Source organism: Streptomyces sp. W1SF4 (assembly GCF_003950035.1).
GTDB classification, from domain to species: Bacteria; Actinomycetota; Actinomycetes; order Streptomycetales; family Streptomycetaceae; genus Streptomyces; species Streptomyces racemochromogenes.
The window spans coordinates 3,311,394-3,333,313 of record NZ_CP034350.1; the positions used below are offsets into that span (position 1 = coordinate 3,311,394).

The window sequence follows — 21,920 nt, forward strand, 5'->3', positions numbered from 1 at the left end:
ACCGACCCGAGCCGGGTCAGCGCTCGGGCGGCGCATCCTCGACCTTGATGTCGAACTCCACCCGGTTGTTCTGCTGGTTCCGGTCGTCCGGGCTGTGCACCGCCCACCTGCCCTTGAGCACGGTGCCCGGGGCGAGGTTCTGGTCCAGGTGGATCGGCACGATGGCGGTGGCGGTGCGCTGCGACTTGAGCCCCGCCGGGAACTCGCACCGCACCGTGCGGTGGTTGCCGGAGGCCTCGCAGTCCCCGGGGAAGTAGGGATCCCTGGCCTCCGTCCCGCGCGGCAGGTTGACCGTGATGACCAGCGGGGAGTTGGTCGCCTCCGGGCCGAGGTTGGCCACGAACGCGTGGAGCGAGGTTTCGCCGCCGGGAGGCGCGGCGTCCGGGTCGATCCGTACCGCCTCCAGGTCCGAGTTGGACGGTGCGGCGGCCACCGCGTGCGGCGCCGGCTGCGGCAGGGCCCAGGCGGGGCCTCCCATCAGCAGCGCCGCCGCACCCACCACCATCGCGGCCCTGTACCGGGTCGTCGCGCTCATGAGCCTGCACCACACCTTTCACGCTCTGCGAGCTCGTACGCACGCCATGCTGGCTGCCGTGGGGAGGCGGATCCGGCTTCGACCCGGTAGCGGGCCGTCTATCACTCGTGTGCCCGGAACTCGGCCCAGACGACCTTGCCGGGCCGCCGGGGCAGCACCCCCCACTCGTCGGAGACGCACTCGACGATCAGCAGCCCGTTCCCGTGCGGCCGCCCGAGGATCCGCGACCGCCCGGGCCCGCTGTCATGCACCTCGATCCGTACGCAACAGCTGAAGTTGAGGAGCCGGAGGCGGTAGGCGCGGCCGCGCGGGACGCCGTGGCGGAGGGCGTTGGTGGCCAGTTCGCTGACGCAGAGCACGATGTCCGCCTGGCGGTCGGTTACGTCCCAGGTGGTGAGCGTGTCGCGGGTGTATGCGCGTGCGGCGGGCACCGTTTGGAAGGTCCGGGGGAACAACCGCTCGCGCATCAGGCCGGGTTGAGTATTTAGGTTCACGGCACGATGGTGGCGTGCTGTGACTAGCCTGTGACCCTGCGCGAACCCGTACTCCTTCATGAGTATGGGTTCGCACCGGGTAATCCACATGCACAGGTGGGGAGTCCATCGCCATGCCACCAAAGAAGCGCCCGCGCGCAAATGCGACATCCCTGAAGATGATCGGCCGACAGGTAGCAGCCGCTCGCGTCACCAAGGGCCTGACCCAGAAGCAACTCGCTGCCCTGGTCCGGCTGGACGAGGAGACCATCGGATCGATCGAACAGGGCCGCCGTCGGCTGATGCCGAACGTCGCCGAGCTGCTGGATTTCCACCTGGGCCTGCCGGGCCTGCTGACCGTCGCGGCCCATGAGATGCCGGACGCCGACGTGATCCCGCCCTGGGCCGAGGAATTCCTGGAGCATGAGCGCGAGGCCGTTGCCGTCTCCTCGTACGAGAACCAGGTCGTTCCCGGCCTGCTCCAGACCGATGCCTACGCCGAAGCGGTATTCCGTAGCTGCGTTCCGGTCCTGGGCGAGGAGGAGATCGCCGGCCGCACCGCGGTGCGCGTCGGACGGCGGGAGATCCTCCGGCGCAAGGAGCCCGTCATGCTCAGCTTCGTGATCTGGGAGCCCGTACTCCTGCTGCGACTGGGCGACCGGGAGGTCCACCGGGACCAGCTGATCCACCTTCGCGCGTGCTCAGAACTCCCGGGGGTATCCGTCCAGATCTACCCGCTGAAGCACTCAAGGCACCCGGCGCTCGATGGTCCCTTCGTCCTCCTCGAAACCCCCGATCACCAGCGGCTCGCCTACATGGAAACCCAGCGTGGCAGCCACCTCACCTCCGAGCCAAATGAGGTGAGCAGCGTGGAACGCATTTATGCCATGCTGCGGACACAGGCCCTCAACCCCGATGAGACGAGGGCCGAGTTTGACCGCCTGCTAGGAGAGTCATGAGCGCCGCACTGAAGTGGATCAAGTCCAGCTACAGCGGAAGCAATGGCGGCAACTGCGTCGAGGTCGCCACCACCCCCGCCGCCATCCACGTCCGGGACTCCAAGGTCCCGGACGGTCCCACCCTCGACCTCGCCCCCGCGAGCTGGGCGGCGCTGACCGGCTGGGTCGGCCGGTAGCACCGCCCAGGGCGCCGGGGGTCAGTGGAAGGTCACCGCGTACTGGCCGGCGGTAGCCGTCGGCTCGTAGTGGACCGTGCCGTACCAGCCCTCGTACGCGAGGGTCCCGCCCAGCACGTACCCGTCGAAGGCCTTGGCCTCGACCCCGGCGTGCGGGACCGGTACCAGGGCCCTGACGCCGATCTGGCTGCCGTCGTTGAACGCGAAGGTGGCGTCGCACGACGAGGTGTCGTACTTCGTCCCCCTCTTCTGGACCGTGCACTCGCGGTAGACGGTGCCGATCGTCTTCGTGCCGGAGGTCATCGGGCCGTTGCTGCCGCACGGCACGCCGACCCCCGGGAGGCCGAGCGCGCAGGTCAGCGGCGCCTTGCCCACGGGGTCGACGGTGAACGCCGGCGGGCTGACGATCGTGATGCCGTCCGCCGCCGCCGGCCCCGCGAGGGCTGTCGCCGCTGCCAGAGCCGCAGCGGCGAGGCTGAGGTATCGCATCAACGGCCTCAAGGCACCGACACGGTGTACTTGTTCGGGGTTCCCGCGACCGGCTCGTAGTGCACGTAGCCCGTAGTGCCCTCGTAGAGCCCGCTGCCACCCGTCACCACACCGTCGAAGGCCTTCGCCTCGACGCCCGCGTGCGGGGCCTCGACCAGAACGGTGGCGCTGATCTGGCTGCCGTTGTTCCAGCGGAAGTTGATGGTGCACAGGTGCTTGTCGAAGTTCGCGCCCACCTCTTCGACCACGCAGAAGCGGTACGAGGTGCCGGTGACCGCGTCGGTGTCGTCGTCGGTCATCGTCCCCTTGCTGGCGTACGGCACACCGAGCTGCGGTGTGCCGCCGGCCAGCGGTGTGCCCACCCCGTCGACCTTGAACCACGGCACGGCGGCTGCCGCCGACGCCGGTCCCGCCATCGCCATCAGGATTCCCGCCGCCGAGGCTGTCGCCAGCGCTCCGCGTACGAGGTACCCGGGTCGTCGCATCACATGCTCCCGCCGTGTCCGCCGGCCGCCCCTCGCGGCCGGTGCACGGCAGATCCGATCACCGCACGGCCCCGCCACGCCCGGGACGTCACGCGGCGCAACCCCTCGGCGGGCGTGTCCCACCCGACCGGCCGGTGGTACGGGCGGCCGAACACCCGCGCGCCCCCTCGAACGGCGACGGCCCGGGCGTCTTCACGCCCGGGCCGCTGCGATGACCCCTTCCGCCGAGCCGGAGACCGGTCAGCGCGTGATCGGGTACGACGTGCGTCCCGACGCGCCGTCGATCTCGTCGTGCGCCTTGTTGAGCAACTGCTCCCTCAGGTCGCCGAGCGCGCGCGCCGCCGCGAGCTCCTCGCCCACCCGGGGCTGATTACCGTCGCTCGGGTGACGGCTGGCGTAGCCGTGCGAGCGCAGCTCGCTCCCGTCCGGCAGGCGGACGAGGGCGGCGGCGCGGGTACGTTCGTTGTCTTCATCGAACTTCACGTCGACATGCCATCCGACGGCATCCTTCATGACGATCACCTCCGTGGCCGCTGCTTTCCAGCGTGCACCCGTACGGGGCTACGCGCTCGGCGGGGCCGTCCGCTCCGCGATCAGGCGGGCCAGGCCGTCGAGGATGCGGTCCAGGCCGAAGCGGAACTGGAAGTCGGGCTCGCCCGAGCCGGCGAAGGCGCCCGAGGACAGCAGGCGCGTCAGGGCGGGGTGGGTGTCGGAGGCGGTGAGCAGGTTCAACGTCTTCACGTAGCGGCCGATGACCTGGTCGGGGGCGACGCCGCTCTTGATGATGGCGTCCATCATGTCGGCGGCCATGGTGGCCTCGTTCCGGACCAGGCCCCCGATGAGGATGATCGCGGAGAGCTTCTCGCCCTCCTCCAGGGCCGTGCCGGCCATGGAGGCGAGGCCGCGTTCCATCCAGGCGAGCTGGTTGGGTGAGGCGGGCGGGGCGTTGAGCGGGATGCGCAGGATCCACGGCTTGGTCATGAGGAGGGTGCGCTGGGCGTACGCCCAGTCGGTCAGCAGGGCCCGCCAGTCCCACCCCTCCGCCTCCGGCGGGAGCGGCGGCGGGGTGCCGACGCCCGCCTCGGACATCAGGATGTACAGCTCTTCCTTCGCCGTGACGTAGCGGTAGAGGGACATCGTCGAGACGCCCAGCTCCTTGGCCACGCGGCCCATGGAGACGGCGTCCATGCCCTCGGTCGCGGCCAGGGCGACGGCCGCGTCGACGATCTTGGGGAGGGTGAGGGTCGGGCGGGGGCCCTTGCCGGGGCGTTCGCGCAGGCCCCAGGCCATCTGCAGGCTCACCGGGAGCCCGGTTTCATCTGGTTCGTCCTTCGGCACGGCCACCCCTCCCTTCACGTCTCGTTGACCCACATCCTAGTTCTGTGTATTACTTACGCAGAAGCGCGTAACCCATACGCAGAAGGGATGAGCCGTGAACGACCACGCCCTGTACGCCCGCGCCCTGACCAAGTCCTACGACGGCACCCGCGTCCTCGACGGCCTCGACCTGGCCGTCCCGAAGGGCTCCGTACTCGCCCTCCTCGGCCCCAACGGGGCGGGCAAGACCACCACCGTCCGCATCCTCGCCACCCTCACCGCCCCCGACTCCGGGACCGCGCGCGTCGCCGGGCACGACATCACCGGCGCGCGGGCCCTCGTACGCGAACGCATCGCGCTCACCGGGCAGTTCGCCGCCCTGGACGACCTCCAGACCGGCACCGAGACCCTCCGCATGACCGGGCGGCTGGCCGGGCTCTCCGCCCGCGACGCCCGCACCCGCGCGGACGAACTCCTGGAGCGCTTCGGCCTGTCGGAGGTCGCGGGTGCGCTCAGCAAGACCTACTCCGGCGGGATGCGGCGCCGCCTGGACCTCGCCGCGAGCCTCGTCGGGCGGCCCGAGGTGCTCTTCCTGGACGAGCCCACCACCGGGCTCGACCCGCGCAGCCGCCTCGAACTCTGGGACGCCGTACGGGAGATGCGCGCCGACGGCACCACCGTCCTGCTCACCACCCAGTACCTGGAGGAAGCCGACCGGCTCGCCGACCGGGTCACCGTCCTCGACAGCGGGAAGATCACCGCCGAGGGCACCCCGGCCGAGCTGAAGGCCCGCGTCGCCGGGCACCGCCTCGACCTCACCCTCACCAGCCGCCGCGCCTACGAGGCCCTCGCCGACCGCGCCGTGCACCACGCCCCCGACGACCTGACGCTGGGCCTGGCCACCGACGGCTCCGCCGCCCAGGTGCGGGCCCTGCTCGACGAACTCGACCCCGACCGCACCACCGTCGCCCGCTTCGCCGTGCGCAGCGCCACCCTCGACGACGTATTCCTCGCCCTGACGGGAGCATCCCGATGACCGCCACCGCCCTCACCATGGCCGGGCGCAGCCTGCGCATCAGCCGGCGCAGCCCGGACGCGCTGATCGCCGCCCTGATGCTGCCGGTCATGCTGATGCTGATCTTCGTCTACTTCTTCGGCGGGGCCATCGACACCGGCACCGAGTACGTGACCTACGTGGTCCCGGGGGCGATGCTGCTGTGCGCCGGCTTCGGCGCGGCGAGCACCGCCGTGAGCGTGGCCGACGACATGAGCAAGGGCATCGTCGACCGCCTGCGCTCCCTCGACGTCGGCGGCGTGCCCATCCTCGCCGGGCACGTCGCGGCCTCGGTCGTACGCAACCTGCTCTCCACCACCCTGGTGCTGCTGGTCGCCCTCGCGATCGGCTTCCGGCCCTCGGGCGGGCCGCTCACCCTGCTGGCCGCCGCCGGGCTGCTCGTCGCGTACATCACCGCGATCTCCTGGCTCGCCGCCGCGCTGGGGCTGCTCGCCAAGACCCCGGAGGCGGCGGGCGGGTTCACCTTCCTGATGATGTTCCTGCCGTACCCCTCCAGCGCGTTCGTCCCGATCGACACCATGCCGTCCTGGCTGCACGGCTTCGCCGGGCACCAGCCGCTGACGCCGGTCATCGAATCGCTGCGGGCCCTGCTGCTGGACCAGCCCGCGGGCAGCACCCCGTGGACGGCCGTCGCCTGGTGCGCGGGGATCACCGCCCTGGCCCTCGCCCTCGCGACGGCCCTGTTCCGGACGCGCACCCGCTAGCGCTTGAGCGGGTAGGAGTGCTTGCCGGAGACCTCGTCGATCTCCGTGTGCGCCTTCTGGAGCAGCTGCGACGCCAGGTCCATGAGGGCCCGCGAGCCCGCGATCTCCTCACCGACCCGCAGCTGCTCCGGGTCGGAGGGATGGCGCATGGCGTAGCCGCGCGCCCTCATCTCGCAGCCGTCACCGAGCCTGAGCATGGCCGCCGCGTTGGTGCGGTGGCCGTCCTCGGTGAACTCCAGCTCCACGTGCCATCCCGCGAGCGTGGCCATGGCGGATCGCCTCCCACAGTCGGGCTACCCCTCCAGGGTGCGCCCGCCCCGCCCGGCACGCACCCGCGTCAGCGCTCGGCGCGCAGCCAGCCCGCGACCTCGGTCGCCCAGTACGTCAGGATCGTGTCCGCGCCCGCCCGCTTGATGCCGAGCAGCGTCTCCATGATCGCCCGGTCACGCTCGATCCAGCCCTTCTCCGCGGCCGCCTCGACCATCGCGTACTCGCCGCTGATCTGGTACGCCGCCACCGGCACGTCCACGGCCTCGGCGACCCGGTGCAGGATGTCCAGGTAGGGGCCGGCCGGCTTCACCATGACCATGTCGGCGCCCTCCTCCAGGTCCAGCGCCAGCTCCCGCAGCGACTCGCGGGCGTTCGCCGGGTCCTGCTGGTAGGTCTTGCGGTCGCCCTGGAGCGAGGAGGCGACGGCCTCGCGGAAGGGGCCGTAGAAGGCGGAGGAGTACTTCGCCGTGTAGGCCAGGACCGCCACGTCCTCGTGGCCCGTCTCGTCCAGCGCGTCGCGGATCACGCCGACCTGGCCGTCCATCATCCCGCTCGGACCCACCACGTGGACGCCCGCGTCGGCCTGGACCTGCGCCATCTCCGCGTACCGCTCCAGCGTCGCGTCGTTGTCGACGCGGCCGTGCTCGTCCAGGACCCCGCAGTGGCCGTGGTCGGTGTACTCGTCCAGGCACAGGTCCGACATGATCACCAGGTCGTCGCCGACCTCGGCCTTCACGTCGCGGATCGCCACCTGGAGGATGCCGTCCGGCTCCGTGCCCGCCGTGCCCAGCGCGTCCTTGTTCTCGTCCGCCGGAACACCGAAGAGCATGATCCCCGCGACGCCCGCCTCGACCGCCTCCACGGCGGCCTTCCGCAGCGTGTCCCGGGTGTGCTGCACCACGCCCGGCATCGCCGAGATCGCCAGCGGCTCGCTGATGCCCTCGCGCACGAACGCCGGCAGGATCAGGTCCGAGGGGTGCAGCCGGTACTCCGCGACCATCCGCCGCATCGCCGGGGTGGTACGCAGCCGACGGGGCCGCGAGCCGGGGAAGGATCCGTACGCGCTCATGTTCTAGTCGCCTCTTCGAGCTTCGACAGCAGTCACCACCCAGCCTAGAGCCCGCCCGCCCGCCGCCCGCCGCAGGCCCTGCCCGGGGACCGGCCCCCGAAAACGCCGAAGGGGCCCGGGGCGCACACCGCGCCCGGGCCCCTTCGACCACTCACCTCACGTCGCGCGACGCCGGCGCGCGCCCGGCCGCCGCTCGCTCGGGCGGGCCACCACCTCGCCGGCCGCCTTGGCCGCCTCCCGGCGCGCCTCCCCGTACGCGGCCAGCGCCTCCGCCAGCTTGCCCACGCTCGGCTCCGGCGACAGGACGTCCACGCGCAGGCCGTGCTCCTCCGCCGTCTTGGCCGTCGCCGGCCCGATACAGGCGATGACGGTCACGTTGTGCGGCTTGCCGGCGATGCCGACCAGGTTCCGCACGGTGGACGACGACGTGAACAGAACGGCGTCGAAACCGCCGCCCTTGATCGCCTCACGCGTGTCCGCCGGCGGCGGCGACGCCCGCACGGTCCGGTACGCCGTGACGTCGTCCACCTCCCAACCCAGCTCTATCAGCCCGGCCACCAGCGTCTCCGTGGCGATGTCGGCGCGCGGCAGGAAGACGCGGTCGATCGGGTCGAAGACCGGGTCGTACGGCGGCCAGTCCTCCAGCAGCCCGGCGGCCGACTGCTCACCGCTCGGCACCAGGTCCGGCTTCACACCGAACTCCACCAGCGCGGCCGCGGTCTGCTCGCCCACCGCGGCGACCTTGATGCCCGCGAAGGCACGCGCGTCGAGCCCGTACTCCTCGAACTTCTCCCGCACCGCCTTGACGGCGTTCACCGAGGTGAAGGCGATCCACTCGTAGCGGCCCGTCACCAGACCCTTGACCGCCCGCTCCATCTGCTGCGGGGTGCGCGGCGGCTCCACCGCGATGGTCGGCACCTCGTGCGGCACCGCACCGTACGAACGCAGCTGGTCGGAGAGCGAAGCGGCCTGCTCCTTCGTACGCGGTACGAGGACCCGCCAGCCGAACAGCGGCTTCGACTCGAACCAGGCCAGCTCCTCGCGCCGCGCCGCGGCACCCTGCTCACCGACCACGGCTATCACCGGCCGGGAACCCTCGGGCGAGGGGAGCACCTTGCCCTGCTTGAACACCTGGGCGATCGTGCCCAGCGTCGCGCTCCAGGTCCGCTGCCGGGTCGTCGTACCGCCCACGGTCACCGTCAGCGGGGTCTCCGGCTTGCGGCCGGCGGCCACCAGCTCGGCGGCCGCGCTCGCGACCGTCTCCAGCGTCGCCGAGACCACCACGCCGCAGTCGCTCGTGCCGACCTCGCTCCAGCAGCGCGCCGAGGCGTGCCGGGCGTCCACGAACCGCACGTCCGCGCCCTGCTCCCCGCGCAGCGGGACACCCGCGTACGCGGGCACGCCGACGGCGGTCGCCACACCGGGCACCACCTCGAAGGGGATCCCCTGGTGGGCGCAGGCGAGCATCTCCTCGGCCGCGTTCCCCTCCAGTCCGGGGTCACCCGTCACCGCACGGACGACCCGCCTGCCGGAGCGCGCGGCCTCCATGACAAGATTGGCAACGTCCGCGGCGGTCGAGGGAGTACGGATCGCCGGGACACCGGCGGCTGCTGACATCTCGTCAGCGACCGTCAGCTGCGGCGTGTCGACGCCCGCCCGCGCATGGGTCCGTACGACCTCCAGCACCTCGGGCTCAGCGATCAGTACGTCCGCGGCAGCGAGCGCCTCGACGGCGCGCAGCGTCAGCAGACCCGGGTCGCCCGGACCCGCACCGAGGAAGGTGACGAGCCCGGGGGCGGCTACGCCCGCGAAGGGGGAGGTGGTGGGGCTTGAGGGGTTCAAAGGGATCGCTCCCCCATCAGACCGGCCGCGCCCTTGGCCAGCATCTCGTCCGCGAGTTCGCGGCCGAGCGCCATGGCCTCGTCGTACGACTGGGGCACGGGACCGGTGGTGGACAGCTGCACCAGCGTCGAACCGTCGAGGGTCCCGACGACACCACGCAGGCGCATTTCATTGACAATCTGCCCGTCGGCCAGAAGGTCGGCGAGCGCGCCCACGGGTGCGCTGCACCCGGCCTCCAGGGCGGCGAGGAGCGCACGCTCCGCGGTCACGGCGGCCCGCGTGTGCGGGTCGTCGAGCCGGCCGAGCGCGGAGATGAGGTCCGCGTCGGAGGCGAGGCACTCCACGGCCAGGGCACCCTGGCCGGGCGCGGGCAGGACGTTGTCGACCGACAGCAGGTCGGTCGCCTCGTCGCCGCGCCCGATCCGGTTCAGGCCGGCCGCGGCCAGCACGACCGCGTCCAGCTCCCCGGCGCGCACGAAGCCGATCCGGGTGTCGACGTTGCCGCGGATCGCGACGGTCTCGACGGACTTCCCCAGGCTGCGGGCGTACGCGTTCAGCTGCGCCATGCGGCGCGGCGAACCGGTACCCACGCGGGCCCCGTCCGGCAGCTGCTCGAAGGTCAGACCGTCGCGGGCCACCAGCGCGTCGCGCGGGTCCTCGCGCTTGGGCATGGCCGCGATGACCAGCTCGTCGGGCTGCGCCGTCGGCAGGTCCTTCAGCGAGTGCACGGCGAAGTCGACCTCGCCGCGCACCAGCGCGTCGCGCAGCGCCGTGACGAACACGCCGGTGCCGCCGATCTGCGCGAGGTTCTCGCGGGACACGTCACCGTAGGTCGTGATCTCCACGAGCTCGACGGGCCGGCCGGTGATCGCCCGTACCGCCTCGGCGACGTGCCCGGACTGGGACATGGCCAGCTTGCTGCGCCGCGTGCCGAGCCTGAGGGGCTGGTCGGGACGTGTGTTCATGATGCCCGTCCTGGGTCGTCGTTCATCGGATCGGCCGCGTCCGCCCGGCTGACGGAAGCCACCGTCTGAGGGTCGAGGTCGAAGAGTTCGCGCAGCGCCTCCGCGTACCCGGCGCCGCCGGGCTCGCTCGCGAGCTGCTTGACGCGCACGGTCGGCGCGTGGAGGAGCTTGTCGACGACGCGGCGCACGGTCTGGGTGACCTCCGCGCGCTGCCGTTCGTCGAGATCGGGTACCCGCCCGTCGAGCCGTGCCACCTCCATGGCGACGACCTCGGCGGCCATCGCCCGCAGGGCGACGACGGTGGGCGTGATGTGCGCGGCCCGCTGCGCGGCGCCGAACGCGGCCACTTCCGCGGCGACGATCGCGCGTACGGCGTCGACGTCGGCGGCCATCGGCGCGTCCGCGGACGCCTCCGCGAGGCTCTCGATGTCGACGAGCCGAACGCCCGGAATCCGGTGCACGGCCCCGTCGATGTCCCGGGGCATGGCCAGGTCCAGCAGCGCCAGCCGTACGGGAACGGCCCCGTCGGCCAGCGCCCGCGCCGCCCGCCGCGGCTGCCGCTGCGCGGCGGCCTCACCCTGATCGGCCCAGGCCCCGTGCAGTTCGAGCGACCCGGCGTCGACCCCGGCCAGCGCCGAGCGGCCGCCGCCGGCGGACGTGTCGAGCCCGACGGGACAGGCGTCGCCCTCGGCCGGCGCGGGCGCGGTGATCGTCCGCACGGCCCCGGCATCGGCGATCCGCCGCCCGGCCTGGGCTGCGGCCGCAAGCCGCGCCACGACCTCGGCGTCGACCCCGGCCTGCGGCGCAGCCGCGAAGGCCGAGCCCAGCACACCGACCGCGGCGAAGCCGTCGGCCACCGCCGGCCCGGAGGCCTGGGGCGCGGCGAAGCCGTCGGCCGTCCCCGGCCCGGCGGCCTGGGGCGCAGCCCCGTTCTCCAGCCCCGCCGGCATTTGAGGAGCGGGGGTCTGGGGGCGCAGCCCCCAGGAGGGGGCCGGGGGCTCGCCCCCGGTTTCGGGAAGGGGCGGGGTGGGGGAGAGCCCCGCAGGGACCCCGGCAGCGGCGAGGGCAGCCGTGACGTCGTCCCCGGTCAGCACCAGCCCGGTGGCCCCGGTACAGGACACGACCACGTCCACCCGCGCGAGCTCCCCCGCCACGGCGGACATCGGAACGGCCCGGGCCGCGACACCAGTGCCCGAGGCAACCAAAATCTCCGCAAGACGCTCCGCCCGCTCCGCGGTCCGGTTCGCCACGACCACCTCGGCGACACCCACCCGCGCGAGCGTCGCCGCCGCCAGCGAGGACATCGACCCGGCGCCGATCACCAGCGCCCGCTTCCCGGCGGCCCACTCCCCCACCGGCTGGTGCGCGGCGAGCTGCTCCAGGCCGAAGGTCACCAGCGACTGCCCGGCCCGGTCGATCCCGGTCTCGGAGTGCGCCCGCTTGCCGACCCGCAGCGCCTGCTGGAACAGGTCGTTGATCAGCCGGCCCGCCGTGTGGAGCTCCTGCCCCAACGCCAGCGCGTCCTTGATCTGGCCGAGGATCTGGCCCTCGCCGACGACCATCGAGTCCAGCCCGCACGCCACCGAGAACAGGTGGTGCACCGCCCGGTCCTCGTAGTGCACGTACAGGTACGGCGTGAGCTCCTCCAGCGCGACCCCGCTGTGCTGGGCCAGCAGCGTGGACAGCTCGGCGACGCCGGCGTGGAACTTCTCCACGTCGGCGTAGAGCTCGATGCGGTTGCACGTGGCCAGCACGGTCGCCTCGGCCGCCGGCTCGGCGGCCAGGGTGTCGTGCAGCAGCTTGACCTTGGCGTCGGCGGACAGCGAGGCCCGCTCCAGCACGCTCACCGGCGCGCTGCGGTGGCTCAGGCCTACGACGAGCAGACTCATGCCGGCATCACCGCCGGCACGTCACCCTCGGGACCGTTCTTGCGCGCGGCGGCGGCCGCCGCGGCGGCCCGGCCGGCCGGCGGCTCGACGGCGGCGACGGGCGCGGCGCCCGCGGCGGCGTCCCCGCCGGGCTCGGTGTCGGCGTCCACGTCCGCACCGGCGGCGCCGGAGCCCTCGCCGGCCTTGCGCTGCTCGTGGAACGCCAGGATCTGGAGCTCGATGGACAGGTCGACCTTGCGCACGTCCACGCCCTCGGGCACGGACAGCACGGTCGGCGCGAAGTTCAGGATGGAGGTCACGCCGGCGGCGATCAGCCGCTCGCTGACCTGCTGGGCCGCGCCCGCGGGCGTGGCGATGACGCCGATGGAGACGCCGTTCTCCTCGATGATCTTCTCCAGATCATCGGTGTGCTGCACGGGCATGCCGGCGACCGGCTTGCCGGCCATGGCCGGGTCGGCGTCGATCAGCGCGGCCACGCGGAAGCCGCGCGAGGCGAAACCGCCGTAGTTGGCCAGGGCGGCGCCGAGGTTGCCGATGCCGACGATGACGACCGGCCAGTCCTGGGTGAGGCCGAGTTCGCGGGAGATCTGGTAGACGAGGTACTCGACGTCGTAGCCGACGCCGCGCGTGCCGTACGAGCCGAGGTAGGAGAAGTCCTTGCGCAGCTTCGCGGAGTTGACTCCGGCGGCGGCCGCGAGCTCCTCGGAGGACACCGTGGGCACCGATCGCTCGGAGAGCGCGGTGAGTGCGCGCAAGTACAGCGGAAGCCGGGCGACAGTGGCCTCGGGAATACCTCGGCTGCGGGTCGCCGGTCGGTGAGTTCGGCCAGTTGCCACGATGCTCCTGCGGGATGAGCGGGGCTGCAGGCGGCCTCTTGTCCCAGGACCGCCCCGTCGAATGCAGGCTATGTCTTTGTGAACGCGTGCACAAAGATTGTGTCCGCTTTGTCCGTCCAAAGTGACCGGGGTCACGCGGGCTGGGCAGATGGGGCCCGGGCCGGGAACGGGCCGAACCCGTTCAAATCCCGAGGGGGGCAAAACGGTACACACTCCTCATCGATACGCCCCCGAGTCCCCACAAAACGCCCATGATGGTAACGGGCGAAACGGTCAGGCTCCCAATGCCCGACGCAGCCGGTCAGGGTTCACCCTCCAGAAGGTGTGCTGTTCACCGTCGACCAGCACCACCGGGATCTGCTCCCAGTGCAGCCGGTAGAGCTCCTCGTCCTGCGAGATGTCCTTCTTCTCCCACTGTGCGCCCGTCTCGGCGCACACCTTCTCGATCACTTCCTGGGCGTCATCGCAGAGATGGCACCCCGGCTTCCCGATGAGCGTCACCATCCGCTCTCCGGGACGCTTCTTTTCCTTACGGCGCAGCAAAGGGCTCATGCCGCCATTGTCCCGCGCCTGCCCGGCATGCCCGAAGAGTTAACCGCTCCGTTTCCGGGCGGTTCGGGAACTCCCGAACACAATGGCTATGCTCGCGTCATGGCCGCTCTGGGATGGCTCACCCCCCGTAGGCGCTCCGCGACGGCGCGGAGCGTACTGGCAGGCGAGGCCTCGGCCGAGGCCGCCCGCAAGACCGCTCAGGCCGGTGCGCCACACGCCCCCGAGGCGGCCGGCGCACCGGAGACCGGGCCTGCGCCCGCGCCCGGGGAAGCCCCCGGCACCGCGGCCGCCGCCGAAGCCGAAGCCGCCGAAGCCGCCGAGGCCGAGGCCGCCGAGCCGGAGTTCCCGGTCCACGGCGACGACCTCGCCGCCGCCTTCTTCGACCTCGACAACACCGTCATGCAGGGCGCCGCGATCTTCCACTTCGGCCGCGGCCTCTACAAGCGCGAGTTCTTCCGCCGCCGCGAACTGGCCCGCTTCGCCTGGCAGCAGGCCTGGTTCCGGCTCGCCGGGGTCGAGGACCCCGAGCACATGCAGGACGCCCGCGACAGCGCCCTGTCCATCGTCAAGGGCCACAAGGTCTCCGAACTCATGGCCATCGGCGAGGAGATCTACGACGAGTACATGGCGGAGCGGATCTGGCCGGGCACCCGCGCCCTGGCCCAGGCCCACCTCGACGCCGGCCAGAAGGTGTGGCTGGTCACCGCCGCCCCCGTCGAGACGGCCACGATCATCGCCCGCCGCCTCGGCCTGACCGGCGCCCTGGGCACCGTCGCCGAGTCCGTGGACGGGGTCTACACCGGGCGCCTGGTCGGCGAGCCGCTGCACGGCCCCGCGAAGGCGGAGGCGGTGCGCGCGCTGGCCGCCGCCGAGGACCTCGACCTCGAACGCTGCGCCGCGTACAGCGATTCGCACAACGACATCCCGATGCTGTCCCTGGTCGGACATCCGTACGCGATCAATCCCGACACAAAACTGCGCAAGCATGCCCGGGCCAACGACTGGCGGCTGCGCGACTATCGGACCGGCCGCAAGGCCGTGAAGGTCGGCGTACCGGCGGCCGCCGGAGTCGGCGCCATCGCGGGCGGCGCGGCCGCCGCCATCGCCCTGCACCGGCGCCGCAAGTAGCAACGGCGGGCCCCCGCCCTCCGGCGGGCCGCCCCGCCGTCATTCGCTCCCCTCTACCCGCGCCGTCGGCGCGGCACTCCGGCCTGCCCGACTCGGTCGCGAGCCACCGTGGAAGCGTCCATTCCGTGCATCCAAGCGATCAGGAATCGATCACCAACCAGGCCTGAATATGCCCTGGACACGCAACAGAAGTGTCGGAACCGGTGATTTAGGCAACTGGGTGTAGCGCTGCCTGTACGAAGCGTTATTCTCCTCAAACGCATGCCACCGCCCATCCGTCCCCACGACGGGTGAACGGTCCCGCACTGCACGTGATGGAAGCTCTGCCTCTGGGAGTCCCGTGTACCCACCTGTCGGGGTTGACGCCTCGGGCCTGGCTACGCTGCGCGCGACGGTCCTCGACCACCTGCGCGGCTTCGTCCCCACCGCGTACGCCGTCCCCGCCTTCGCCGCCGCGGTCCCTGCCGGCCTCGGCCCGGCCGGCCCCTGCTACGCCCTGACGGACGGCGGGGCGACCGTGGGCAGACGCGGTCGCGCGGGCTCCGCCGCCACCAGCGGCACCAGCACGCCCACCGCCCGCCGCCCCACGGCGGACAGCGACCAGGCCCGCATGATGGACCTGGTCGAACGCGCCCAGGCCGGCGAGGCGGAGGCCTTCGGCCGCCTCTACGACCAGTACAGCGACACGGTGTACCGCTACATCTACTACCGCGTCGGCGGCAAGGCGACCGCGGAGGATCTCACCAGCGAGACCTTCCTGCGCGCGCTGCGCCGCATCTCCACCTTCACCTGGCAGGGCCGCGACTTCGGCGCCTGGCTGGTGACCATCGCGCGGAACCTGGTGGCCGACCACTTCAAGTCCAGCCGCTTCCGGCTGGAGGTCACCACCGGCGAGATGCTCGACGCCAACGAGGTGGAGCGCAGCCCCGAGGACTCCGTCCTGGAGTCCCTCTCCAACGCGGCCCTGCTCGAAGCCGTGCGGAAACTGAACCCCCAGCAGCAGGAGTGCGTCACCTTGCGCTTCCTCCAGGGCCTCTCGGTCGCCGAGACGGCCCGGGTGATGGGCAAGAACGAAGGGGCCATCAAGACGCTCCAGTACCGGGCGGTCCGCACCCTGGCCCGCCTGCTGCCGGACGACGCCCGCTGACCCGGCCCCCTCCCGCTTACGACTACACAACCCCACGACCGGTGACCCCTCGATGACGCTGTGGTCCGATCATCCTTCGTCCGTAACCCAAGTGCCGCGCCGCTCGTTGTGCGGAATGCAGGCTCCCTGTGGACAAGCCCTGCCCGAAGCCGCTCACCCGAAAGTGTGGATGTGCTCAAGGAAGGCAACCTTCCGGACACCTTGGGGAGTCGATCGTCATGACGAGAGGAGGTGCCGCCAGTGATCGCGAACGTGACTCCGCACCGGCGGGCGAACGCCTTCGCCCAGGCCCTGGAGGATCGGACCCCGTCCGCTCTTTCGGAACCGGACCCGGCGGCCGAGCAGTCCGAGGCACCTGCCGAATCCGCCGACCACGAACGGTTGTTGGCCCTGGCGAGCGTGCTCGGCGAAATGCCGCGCCCGGTGCTGGACCCCGAGGTCAAAGTGGTGCAACGAGCACAGCTCGTAGCCGCCATGGAGGCCATGGTGAAGGAGGAGAGGGCCGGGGGCGGTGCCGCCGCGGACCCTCTGGTGCCCGAGCAGCGGACCGGCCGCGGCGCCCACCGGGCGACCTCGCTCCGGAAATTGCGGCCCCGCTCCCGCTGGTCCAAGGGCATCGCAGCGGGGGGCCTCACCGTGGGTGTGGCCGCAGGGGCCTTCAGCGGAGTGGCCGCTGCCAGCACCGACGCCCTGCCCGGTGATCCCCTGTACCCGGTCAAGCTGGGCATGGAGGACCTCAAGCTGGGCATGGCCGACGACGGCGCGGACCGGGGCGAGGTCTACCTCGACCGGGCCTCGAACCGCCTGTCGGAAGCGCGCCGGCTGATGGAACGCGGCCGTTCCGGACCCCTGGACCACGAGGTCCTCGGCGAGATCCGGCGGGCCCTGGCAGGCATGCAGCACGACGCGGCAGAGGGCCACCGGCTGCTCCAGGCGGCCTACAAGCGGGACGGCTCGCTCGGCCCGATCCAGACCCTGTCCTCGTTCTCCAACTCCCACCGCGACGCGTGGGGACGGCTCCGGTCCAACCTGCCGCCGCAGCTGACGGACGTGGGCGACCAGGTGACCTCCGTCTTCCAGGCCATAGACGATGAGGTGGCGCCGCTCCAGGGGCTGCTGCCCAAACCCCCCGAGCAGCAGCGCGGCGGCCCCGGAGGAAGCCCCGCCAGGCCGAGCACCCCGGCGACGGGCAAGCAGCAGCCCGCACCGGCACCGGACTCCCCCGCCGCGGCGCAGACCCCGGCCGCCCCCAGCCCCTCCGGCAGCCGCGCCCCGGCTCCCGGCAGCGGCCTCCTGGGCGGCACGGGCAACCTGCTCAACCCGCCGTCGCACGGCCAGTCCGCCCCGCCCCCCTCGGCACCCCCGGCCCAACCCCAGCCGGACATCACCCTCCCCCCGCTCCTCCCGGGCCTCCTCCCAGGCCTGGGCATCCAGGCGGAGGACGCCGAGTAACAACGGAAGCGCCCGGCGAGCTGGTCCTCCCAGCCCGCCGGGCGCTCCGGCACGGGCTCCGGCCATCCAGCCCCGCCGGCGTTTGAGGCGCGGGGTCCGGGGCGGCGCCCCGGGAAACGGAGAAAGGGCGGGGCGGGGAGCAGCTCCGCGCAGCGGCACCCCACCCCGCCCCCACCGCACCGTCAGAAGAAGACCGACCTCCGCTGGACCAGCAGCTTGTACAGCGCGTGCTGGATCTGCTCCCGCACCTGGTCCGTCAGGTTGAACATCAGCATCGGATCCTCCGCCGCCTCCGGCGCGTACCCGTCCGTCGGGATCGGCTCACCGAACTGGATCGTCCACTTCGTCGGCAACGGCACCGCCCCCAACGGCCCCAGCCACGGAAACGTCGGCGTCACCGGGAAGTACGGCAACCCCAGCAGCCGCGCCAGCGACCCAATTCACGACGCCGACCTCGCGCTGCTCGGCCCCAGGGGGCCTCACAGGCTTCGCCCGGCTGCGCCGGACTCCGTCCGTCGACGCACCGGGCCCCGCCCCTGCCGACCGGCGGCCGGCAACCGTCAGAAGAAGACGGACCGTCGCTGGACCAGCAGCTTGTACAGCGCGTGCTGGATCTGCTCCCGCACCTGGTCCGTCAGGTTGAACATCAGCATCGGATCCTCCGCCGCCTCCGGCGCGTACCCGTCCGTCGGGATCGGCTCACCGAACTGGATCGTCCACTTCGTCGGCAACGGCACCGCCCCCAACGGCCCCAGCCACGGAAACGTCGGCGTCACCGGGAAGTACGGCAACCCCAGCAGCCGCGCCAGCGACCCAATTCACGACGCCGACCTCGCGCTGCTCGGCCCCAGGGGGCCTCACAGGCTTCGCCCGGCTGCGCCGGACTCCGTCCGTCGACGCACCGGGCCCCGCCCCTGCCGACCGGCGGCCGGCAACCGTCAGAAGAAGACGGACCGTCGCTGGACCAGCAGCTTGTACAGCGCGTGCTGGATCTGCTCCCGCACCTGGTCCGTCAGGTTGAACATCAGCATCGGATCCTCCGCCGCCTCCGGCGCGTACCCGTCCGTCGGGATCGGCTCACCGAACTGGATCGTCCACTTCGTCGGCAACGGCACCGCCCCCAACGGCCCCAGCCACGGAAACGTCGGCGTCACCGGGAAGTACGGCAACCCCAGCAGCCGCGCCAGCGTCTTCGCGTTGCCGATCATCGGGTAGATCTCCTCCGCCCCCACGATCGAGCACGGCACGATCGGCGTGCCCGCCCGCAGCGCCGTCGAGACGAAACCGCCCCGCCCGAACCGCTGGAGCTTGTACCGGTCACCGAACGGCTTCCCTATCCCCTTGAAGCCCTCCGGCATCACCCCGACCAGCTCACCGGCCTCCAGCAGCCGCTGCGCGTCCTCCGCGCACGCCAGCGTGTGCCCGGCCTTCCGCGCGAGCTCGTTCACCACCGGCAGCATGAACACCAGGTCCGCCGCCAGCAGCCGCAGGTGCCGCTGCGCCGGGTGGTGGTCGTGGACGGCCACCTGGAGCATCAGGCCGTCCAGCGGGAGCGTCCCCGAGTGGTTCGCCACGATCAGCGCGCCGCCCTCCTTCGGGATGTTCTCGACGCCCCGGACCTCCACCCGGAAGTACTTCTCGAACAGCGGCCGCATCAGGGACATCAGGACCTGGTCCGTCAGCTCCTTGTCGTAGCCGAACTCGTCGACCTCGTACTCGCCCGTGATCCGCCGGCGCAGGAACGCCAGCCCGCCCGCGATCCGCCGGTCCCAGCCACCCCCGCCGCCCCGCACCGGGGCCGGCTCCACCGGCTCGACCGGATCCACCGGATCCACCGGCTCCGGCCGGTCCGGGACCGCCCGCACCTTCCGGGCCGCACCGGCCCGCCGGCGCGGCCGGTCCTCGTCGAACGGGATGACCTTGGCGTCGGCCACTATCGCTCCACTCCCTCGGCAACCTCGTCAACGTCCAACAGCTCCGCGACCCGCCCCACGGCCCGCGCCACCCGCTCCGGCGGCAGCAGCCCGCTCCCCCGGCTCCGCGCGAAGTCCGCGAAGGTCTCCGCGGTCGTGTACATGGGCCGGAAGCCCAGCGTCTGACGCATCTGCGTGGTCTCCACGACCCGCCCGTGCGTCAGCAGCCGGATCTGCTCCGGCGAGAAGTCCGTCGCGCCCACCGCCCGCAGCGCCTGCCCCACCCACGTCACCGCCGGCAGCAGGAACGGCACCGTCGGCCGCCCCAGCCTCCGCGCGCACTGCGACAGCAGCAGCACCCCGTCACCCGCGATGTTGAACGTCCCGCTGTTCAGCGTGCCCCGCTCCGGCTCCCCCGCCGCCAGCCTCAGCACGTCCACCACGTCGTCCTCGTGGACGAACTGCAGCCGCGGGTCGTACCCCAGCACCGTCGGCATCACCGGCATCGAGAAGTACTCCGCCAGCGCCGAGTCCGCGAACGGCCCCAGGATGTTCGCGAAGCGCAGCACGCACACCGCCACGTCCGGCCGCCGCCGCGCGAAGCCCCGTACGTATCCCTCGACCTCGGTGGCGTCCTTCGCGAAGCCGCCCGCCGGCAGCGACTTCGGCTGCGTCGTCTCCGTGAAGACCGCGGGATCCCGCGACGTGCCCCCGTACACGCTGGTGCTCGACTTCACCACGAGCCGCCGCACCGTCGGGGACTTCTGGCAGGCCCCCAGGAGCTGCATCGTCCCGATGACGTTCGTCTCCTTGACGGTGCTGCGCCCGCCCGGCGCCCCCGCCGCGGCCCCGCCGGTGACCGCGAGATGGACCACCGTGTCCACGGCGTGCTCCGCGAGCACCCGGGCGATGGCCGACTGTCTGATGTCCGTACGCACGAACTCGGCCGAGCCGAGCCGGTGCGGCGGGCTCACCGCGTCCACCGCGATGACCCTCTCCACCCCCGGGTCGCGCTGGATGCGGCGCACGAAGCGGCCCCCCAGCTGCCGAGCTGCCCCGGTGACGAGCACGACCTTCCCCACGAGCTCAGCGCCTCCCTCGAAGAAGTACCCCGGCTGCACCGCAGCCCCTCCACCAGGATGGTGGAGGGGCTGCGGAAAACACGTACAGCTGCCGTTTACTTCTTGTTACGGCGCTGGACGCGGGTGCGCTTGAGCAGCTTGCGGTGCTTCTTCTTCGCCATCCGCTTGCGCCGCTTCTTGATAACAGAGCCCACGACTACCCTCGCTCACTTCTCTTCACTGGTGCGGGGCGTCTGGGCCCACACGACCTACGTCGGCCTAGCCTACCCGCCCAAACTCAGAGCTTGTAATCCGAGCCCTCCGCAGGAGTTACCAAGCCTCGGCAGGAGGCCTGGATCTCAGGCCGACTCCACCCCCACGAAGGACTCCTGGAGGTACTCGTGGACCGCGTTCTCGGGGACCCGGAAGGACCGGCCCACCCGGATCGCGGGCAGATGACGGTTGTGCACCAGCCGGTACACCGTCATCTTCGACACTCGCATCACCGAGGCGACCTCCGCCACGGTCAGGAACTGAACCTCACTGAGAGGCCTCTCGCCAGCAGCCATGACACCCACCTGACCTTCCGCGCATGACGGGCACCGGCTTCCCCTCCGGTTACTCCTCGTCGTCGCACGCTCACTCCCCAGAGTAGGGGCGGGTGATACGAGTGGGGAAGAGGAGCTACGGCCACTCCTGACGCCCCGACAGGCCGGCCCGGTGCAGCACGAACCGGATGAGCGGACCGTAGTAGTCCGAGCGCACCCCGTCATCAAGCGGAACGGTCACCACCACCCGCCCCTCGGCCTCCCCCACGAACAGCGCCGGATCATTCGTATCGCCCAGCCCGATCGCCTCCACACCCAGCTGACCTGCACCGCAGACCCACCCGTGATCACCCACCACCAGTTCCGGCAACGGCCCCCCGGCCGCCGCCAGCGCCCCCAGCGCGACCCGAACCGGCAGCGGCGAATGGGAGTGTGCGCCGGTGGCACTCCCCGCGCCCCGCGCGCCGGACTCCCGCACCAGCGCGACCCCCCGTACGTAATCGATCCGGTGCGGCCGTACGCCGAACCGGGTCGCCATGTCGACATGCACCCCCTGCGCCGGAGTGAGGACAACACATCCCGCCGCCGACAGCGCCCGGGCCAAACCGGCGTAGAAGGGCAGGAGCCGATGCGGGTGCCCCGTCCCGAACAGCACCGGCGACCGCGCCCCCGCCGCCGCCCCCAACCGCACGGCGAACGCCTCCAGCGCCGCCACCGTCCGCTCCGGATCGATCACGTCCGGCCCCCTGACGTGCGCCGGATCCGCCGACACCCCGCACTTGGCCGACATCAGCCCCAGCAGCTCACCCACACCCCACCGCCGCTCCGGCTCCAGCCCCAGCAACACCCGCGGGTCCCCCGCCGCGAACAGCCGGTAGCTGCTCAGGCTCTCCTCCCGCGTCGTGGCGACGGGCCCGGCCAACCGGGCGGCCAGCAGATGCGCACGCAACGCGCCGGTGCTCAACACCCTCCGATGCTGCCGCAACCCACCTGCCGGTTCATCAATTCCACCCAACAGCCCCACAGTTGGCGTAA

Annotated in this window: 25 protein-coding genes and 2 pseudogenes; 7 read left to right on the forward strand and 20 right to left on the reverse strand. The window is 72.0% G+C overall.

Features of this window, described 5'->3' with window-relative positions:
- Positions 1-16 precede the first annotated feature (16 nt).
- Together D1J60_RS15275 and D1J60_RS15280 are read right to left on the reverse strand one after the other, a co-directional pair.
- Positions 17-535 carry a hypothetical protein gene (locus D1J60_RS15275; RefSeq protein ID WP_125821473.1) on the reverse strand — a complete coding sequence of 173 codons (519 nt, stop codon included), beginning with the start codon at positions 533-535 and terminating at the stop codon, positions 17-19.
- A gap of 101 nt (positions 536-636) precedes the next feature.
- Positions 637-1,002 carry an ATP-binding protein gene (locus tag D1J60_RS15280; protein ID WP_125824046.1) on the reverse strand — a complete coding sequence of 122 codons (366 nt, stop codon included), beginning with the start codon at positions 1,000-1,002 and terminating at the stop codon, positions 637-639.
- 140 nt (positions 1,003-1,142) lie between these two features.
- On the opposite strand from D1J60_RS15280, the gene D1J60_RS15285 reads away from it, so the two are divergent.
- Together D1J60_RS15285 and D1J60_RS15290 are read left to right on the forward strand one after the other, a co-directional pair.
- Positions 1,143-1,967, forward strand: coding sequence for a helix-turn-helix transcriptional regulator (locus tag D1J60_RS15285; protein WP_125821474.1), 825 nt, complete (start codon positions 1,143-1,145; stop codon positions 1,965-1,967).
- Complete coding sequence (locus D1J60_RS15290; RefSeq protein WP_125821475.1) at positions 1,964-2,143, forward strand: DUF397 domain-containing protein; 180 nt, start codon at positions 1,964-1,966, stop codon at positions 2,141-2,143. The genes D1J60_RS15285 and D1J60_RS15290 overlap by 4 nt, the downstream gene beginning before the upstream one ends.
- A gap of 21 nt (positions 2,144-2,164) precedes the next feature.
- Here the strand turns inward: D1J60_RS15290 and D1J60_RS15295 are convergent, their stop codons facing one another.
- The 4 genes from D1J60_RS15295 to D1J60_RS15310 form a co-directional block, all read right to left on the reverse strand.
- Positions 2,165-2,632 carry a hypothetical protein gene (locus D1J60_RS15295; protein WP_125821476.1) on the reverse strand — a complete coding sequence of 156 codons (468 nt, stop codon included), beginning with the start codon at positions 2,630-2,632 and terminating at the stop codon, positions 2,165-2,167.
- Positions 2,633-2,640: 8 nt separating this feature from the next.
- Complete coding sequence (locus D1J60_RS15300; RefSeq protein WP_125821477.1) at positions 2,641-3,117, reverse strand: hypothetical protein; 477 nt, start codon at positions 3,115-3,117, stop codon at positions 2,641-2,643.
- Positions 3,118-3,357: 240 nt separating this feature from the next.
- A complete protein-coding gene (locus tag D1J60_RS15305; protein ID WP_125821478.1) occupies positions 3,358-3,630 on the reverse strand; it encodes a DUF1876 domain-containing protein in 273 nt (90 codons plus the stop codon).
- Positions 3,631-3,678: 48 nt separating this feature from the next.
- Positions 3,679-4,455, reverse strand: coding sequence for a TetR/AcrR family transcriptional regulator (locus tag D1J60_RS15310; RefSeq protein WP_347147189.1), 777 nt, complete (start codon positions 4,453-4,455; stop codon positions 3,679-3,681).
- A 94-nt stretch (positions 4,456-4,549) separates the two neighbouring features.
- Here D1J60_RS15310 and D1J60_RS15315 point away from each other — a divergent pair, with 94 nt between their 5' ends.
- Positions 4,550-5,470: an ATP-binding cassette domain-containing protein gene (locus tag D1J60_RS15315; protein ID WP_125821480.1), complete on the forward strand. Its 921-nt coding sequence runs from the start codon at positions 4,550-4,552 to the stop codon at positions 5,468-5,470.
- Entirely contained in the window at positions 5,467-6,213 is a 747-nt protein-coding gene (locus tag D1J60_RS15320; RefSeq protein WP_125821481.1) for an ABC transporter permease, read from the forward strand. Before D1J60_RS15315 ends, D1J60_RS15320 begins: the two co-directional genes overlap by 4 nt.
- Here the strand turns inward: D1J60_RS15320 and D1J60_RS15325 are convergent.
- The 7 genes from D1J60_RS15325 to D1J60_RS15355 all read right to left on the reverse strand — a co-directional run bounded on the left by D1J60_RS15325 (position 6,210) and on the right by D1J60_RS15355 (position 13,636).
- Complete coding sequence (locus D1J60_RS15325; protein WP_125596210.1) at positions 6,210-6,482, reverse strand: DUF1876 domain-containing protein; 273 nt, start codon at positions 6,480-6,482, stop codon at positions 6,210-6,212. The genes D1J60_RS15320 and D1J60_RS15325 overlap by 4 nt on opposite strands.
- A gap of 68 nt (positions 6,483-6,550) precedes the next feature.
- Entirely contained in the window at positions 6,551-7,552 is a 1,002-nt protein-coding gene (gene hemB, locus D1J60_RS15330; protein ID WP_125596207.1) for a porphobilinogen synthase, read from the reverse strand.
- A 156-nt stretch (positions 7,553-7,708) separates the two neighbouring features.
- Positions 7,709-9,394: a uroporphyrinogen-III synthase gene (locus D1J60_RS15335; protein ID WP_125821482.1), complete on the reverse strand. Its 1,686-nt coding sequence runs from the start codon at positions 9,392-9,394 to the stop codon at positions 7,709-7,711.
- Positions 9,391-10,359, reverse strand: a complete 969-nt coding sequence (hemC, locus tag D1J60_RS15340; RefSeq protein ID WP_125821483.1) for a hydroxymethylbilane synthase — start codon at positions 10,357-10,359, stop codon at positions 9,391-9,393. The genes D1J60_RS15335 and hemC overlap by 4 nt, the downstream gene beginning before the upstream one ends.
- Positions 10,356-12,248, reverse strand: a complete 1,893-nt coding sequence (locus D1J60_RS15345) for a glutamyl-tRNA reductase (protein ID WP_125821484.1) — start codon at positions 12,246-12,248, stop codon at positions 10,356-10,358. The genes hemC and D1J60_RS15345 overlap by 4 nt, the downstream gene beginning before the upstream one ends.
- Positions 12,245-13,084, reverse strand: coding sequence for a redox-sensing transcriptional repressor Rex (locus D1J60_RS15350; RefSeq protein ID WP_125602558.1), 840 nt, complete (start codon positions 13,082-13,084; stop codon positions 12,245-12,247). The genes D1J60_RS15345 and D1J60_RS15350 overlap by 4 nt, the downstream gene beginning before the upstream one ends.
- 273 nt (positions 13,085-13,357) lie before the next feature.
- Complete coding sequence (locus D1J60_RS15355) at positions 13,358-13,636, reverse strand: glutaredoxin family protein (protein WP_125602560.1); 279 nt, start codon at positions 13,634-13,636, stop codon at positions 13,358-13,360.
- 99 nt (positions 13,637-13,735) lie between these two features.
- Here D1J60_RS15355 and D1J60_RS15360 point away from each other — a divergent pair, with 99 nt between their 5' ends.
- The 3 genes from D1J60_RS15360 to D1J60_RS15370 all read left to right on the forward strand — a co-directional run bounded on the left by D1J60_RS15360 (position 13,736) and on the right by D1J60_RS15370 (position 17,363).
- Entirely contained in the window at positions 13,736-14,764 is a 1,029-nt protein-coding gene (locus D1J60_RS15360; protein WP_125821485.1) for an HAD-IB family hydrolase, read from the forward strand.
- A gap of 340 nt (positions 14,765-15,104) precedes the next feature.
- Positions 15,105-15,911: an ECF subfamily RNA polymerase sigma factor, BldN family gene (locus D1J60_RS15365; RefSeq protein WP_125602564.1), complete on the forward strand. Its 807-nt coding sequence runs from the start codon at positions 15,105-15,107 to the stop codon at positions 15,909-15,911.
- A 240-nt stretch (positions 15,912-16,151) separates the two neighbouring features.
- Entirely contained in the window at positions 16,152-17,363 is a 1,212-nt protein-coding gene (locus tag D1J60_RS15370) for a DUF5667 domain-containing protein (RefSeq protein ID WP_125821486.1), read from the forward strand.
- Between the two features lie 182 nt (positions 17,364-17,545).
- Here D1J60_RS15370 and D1J60_RS15375 read toward each other — a convergent pair.
- From D1J60_RS15375 to D1J60_RS15405, 7 genes and pseudogenes are all read right to left on the reverse strand, one after another.
- A pseudogene (locus tag D1J60_RS15375) lies at positions 17,546-17,797 on the reverse strand (glycerol acyltransferase); the annotation flags it as partial.
- A gap of 126 nt (positions 17,798-17,923) precedes the next feature.
- Positions 17,924-18,175 (reverse strand): annotated as a pseudogene (locus D1J60_RS15380) (glycerol acyltransferase); the annotation flags it as partial.
- A 126-nt stretch (positions 18,176-18,301) separates the two neighbouring features.
- Complete coding sequence (locus D1J60_RS15385) at positions 18,302-19,297, reverse strand: lysophospholipid acyltransferase family protein (RefSeq protein ID WP_125821487.1); 996 nt, start codon at positions 19,295-19,297, stop codon at positions 18,302-18,304.
- Entirely contained in the window at positions 19,297-20,358 is a 1,062-nt protein-coding gene (locus D1J60_RS15390; RefSeq protein ID WP_125821488.1) for an NAD-dependent epimerase/dehydratase family protein, read from the reverse strand. Before D1J60_RS15390 ends, D1J60_RS15385 begins: the two co-directional genes overlap by 1 nt.
- A 95-nt stretch (positions 20,359-20,453) precedes the next feature.
- On the reverse strand, positions 20,454-20,552 hold the full coding sequence (locus D1J60_RS15395; RefSeq protein ID WP_003948845.1) for an AURKAIP1/COX24 domain-containing protein: 99 nt from the start codon (positions 20,550-20,552) through the stop codon (positions 20,454-20,456).
- Between the two features lie 144 nt (positions 20,553-20,696).
- Complete coding sequence (locus tag D1J60_RS15400) at positions 20,697-20,906, reverse strand: helix-turn-helix domain-containing protein (protein ID WP_042803574.1); 210 nt, start codon at positions 20,904-20,906, stop codon at positions 20,697-20,699.
- Positions 20,907-21,021: 115 nt separating this feature from the next.
- Positions 21,022-21,852 carry a phosphatase gene (locus tag D1J60_RS15405; protein WP_125821489.1) on the reverse strand — a complete coding sequence of 277 codons (831 nt, stop codon included), beginning with the start codon at positions 21,850-21,852 and terminating at the stop codon, positions 21,022-21,024.
- Positions 21,853-21,920: the final 68 nt, after the last annotated feature.

Excerpts from the sequence above, each read along its gene's own strand:
- D1J60_RS15400 (WP_042803574.1), bottom strand. The coding sequence starts at position 20,906 with ATGGCTGCTGGCGAGAGGCCTCTCAGTGAGGTTCAGTTCCTGACCGTG.
- D1J60_RS15280 (WP_125824046.1), bottom strand. The coding sequence starts at position 1,002 with ATGCGCGAGCGGTTGTTCCCCCGGACCTTCCAAACGGTGCCCGCCGCA.
- D1J60_RS15290 (WP_125821475.1), top strand. The coding sequence starts at position 1,964 with ATGAGCGCCGCACTGAAGTGGATCAAGTCCAGCTACAGCGGAAGCAAT.
- D1J60_RS15345 (WP_125821484.1), bottom strand. The coding sequence starts at position 12,248 with ATGAGTCTGCTCGTCGTAGGCCTGAGCCACCGCAGCGCGCCGGTGAGC.
- D1J60_RS15355 (WP_125602560.1), bottom strand. The coding sequence starts at position 13,636 with ATGAGCCCTTTGCTGCGCCGTAAGGAAAAGAAGCGTCCCGGAGAGCGG.
- D1J60_RS15295 (WP_125821476.1), bottom strand. The coding sequence starts at position 2,632 with ATGCGATACCTCAGCCTCGCCGCTGCGGCTCTGGCAGCGGCGACAGCC.
- D1J60_RS15320 (WP_125821481.1), top strand. The coding sequence starts at position 5,467 with ATGACCGCCACCGCCCTCACCATGGCCGGGCGCAGCCTGCGCATCAGC.
- hemC (WP_125821483.1), bottom strand. The coding sequence starts at position 10,359 with ATGAACACACGTCCCGACCAGCCCCTCAGGCTCGGCACGCGGCGCAGC.
- D1J60_RS15285 (WP_125821474.1), top strand. The coding sequence starts at position 1,143 with ATGCCACCAAAGAAGCGCCCGCGCGCAAATGCGACATCCCTGAAGATG.
- D1J60_RS15300 (WP_125821477.1), bottom strand. The coding sequence starts at position 3,117 with ATGCGACGACCCGGGTACCTCGTACGCGGAGCGCTGGCGACAGCCTCG.
- D1J60_RS15305 (WP_125821478.1), bottom strand. The coding sequence starts at position 3,630 with ATGAAGGATGCCGTCGGATGGCATGTCGACGTGAAGTTCGATGAAGAC.
- D1J60_RS15360 (WP_125821485.1), top strand. The coding sequence starts at position 13,736 with ATGGCCGCTCTGGGATGGCTCACCCCCCGTAGGCGCTCCGCGACGGCG.
- hemB (WP_125596207.1), bottom strand. The coding sequence starts at position 7,552 with ATGAGCGCGTACGGATCCTTCCCCGGCTCGCGGCCCCGTCGGCTGCGT.
- D1J60_RS15325 (WP_125596210.1), bottom strand. The coding sequence starts at position 6,482 with ATGGCCACGCTCGCGGGATGGCACGTGGAGCTGGAGTTCACCGAGGAC.
- D1J60_RS15275 (WP_125821473.1), bottom strand. The coding sequence starts at position 535 with ATGAGCGCGACGACCCGGTACAGGGCCGCGATGGTGGTGGGTGCGGCG.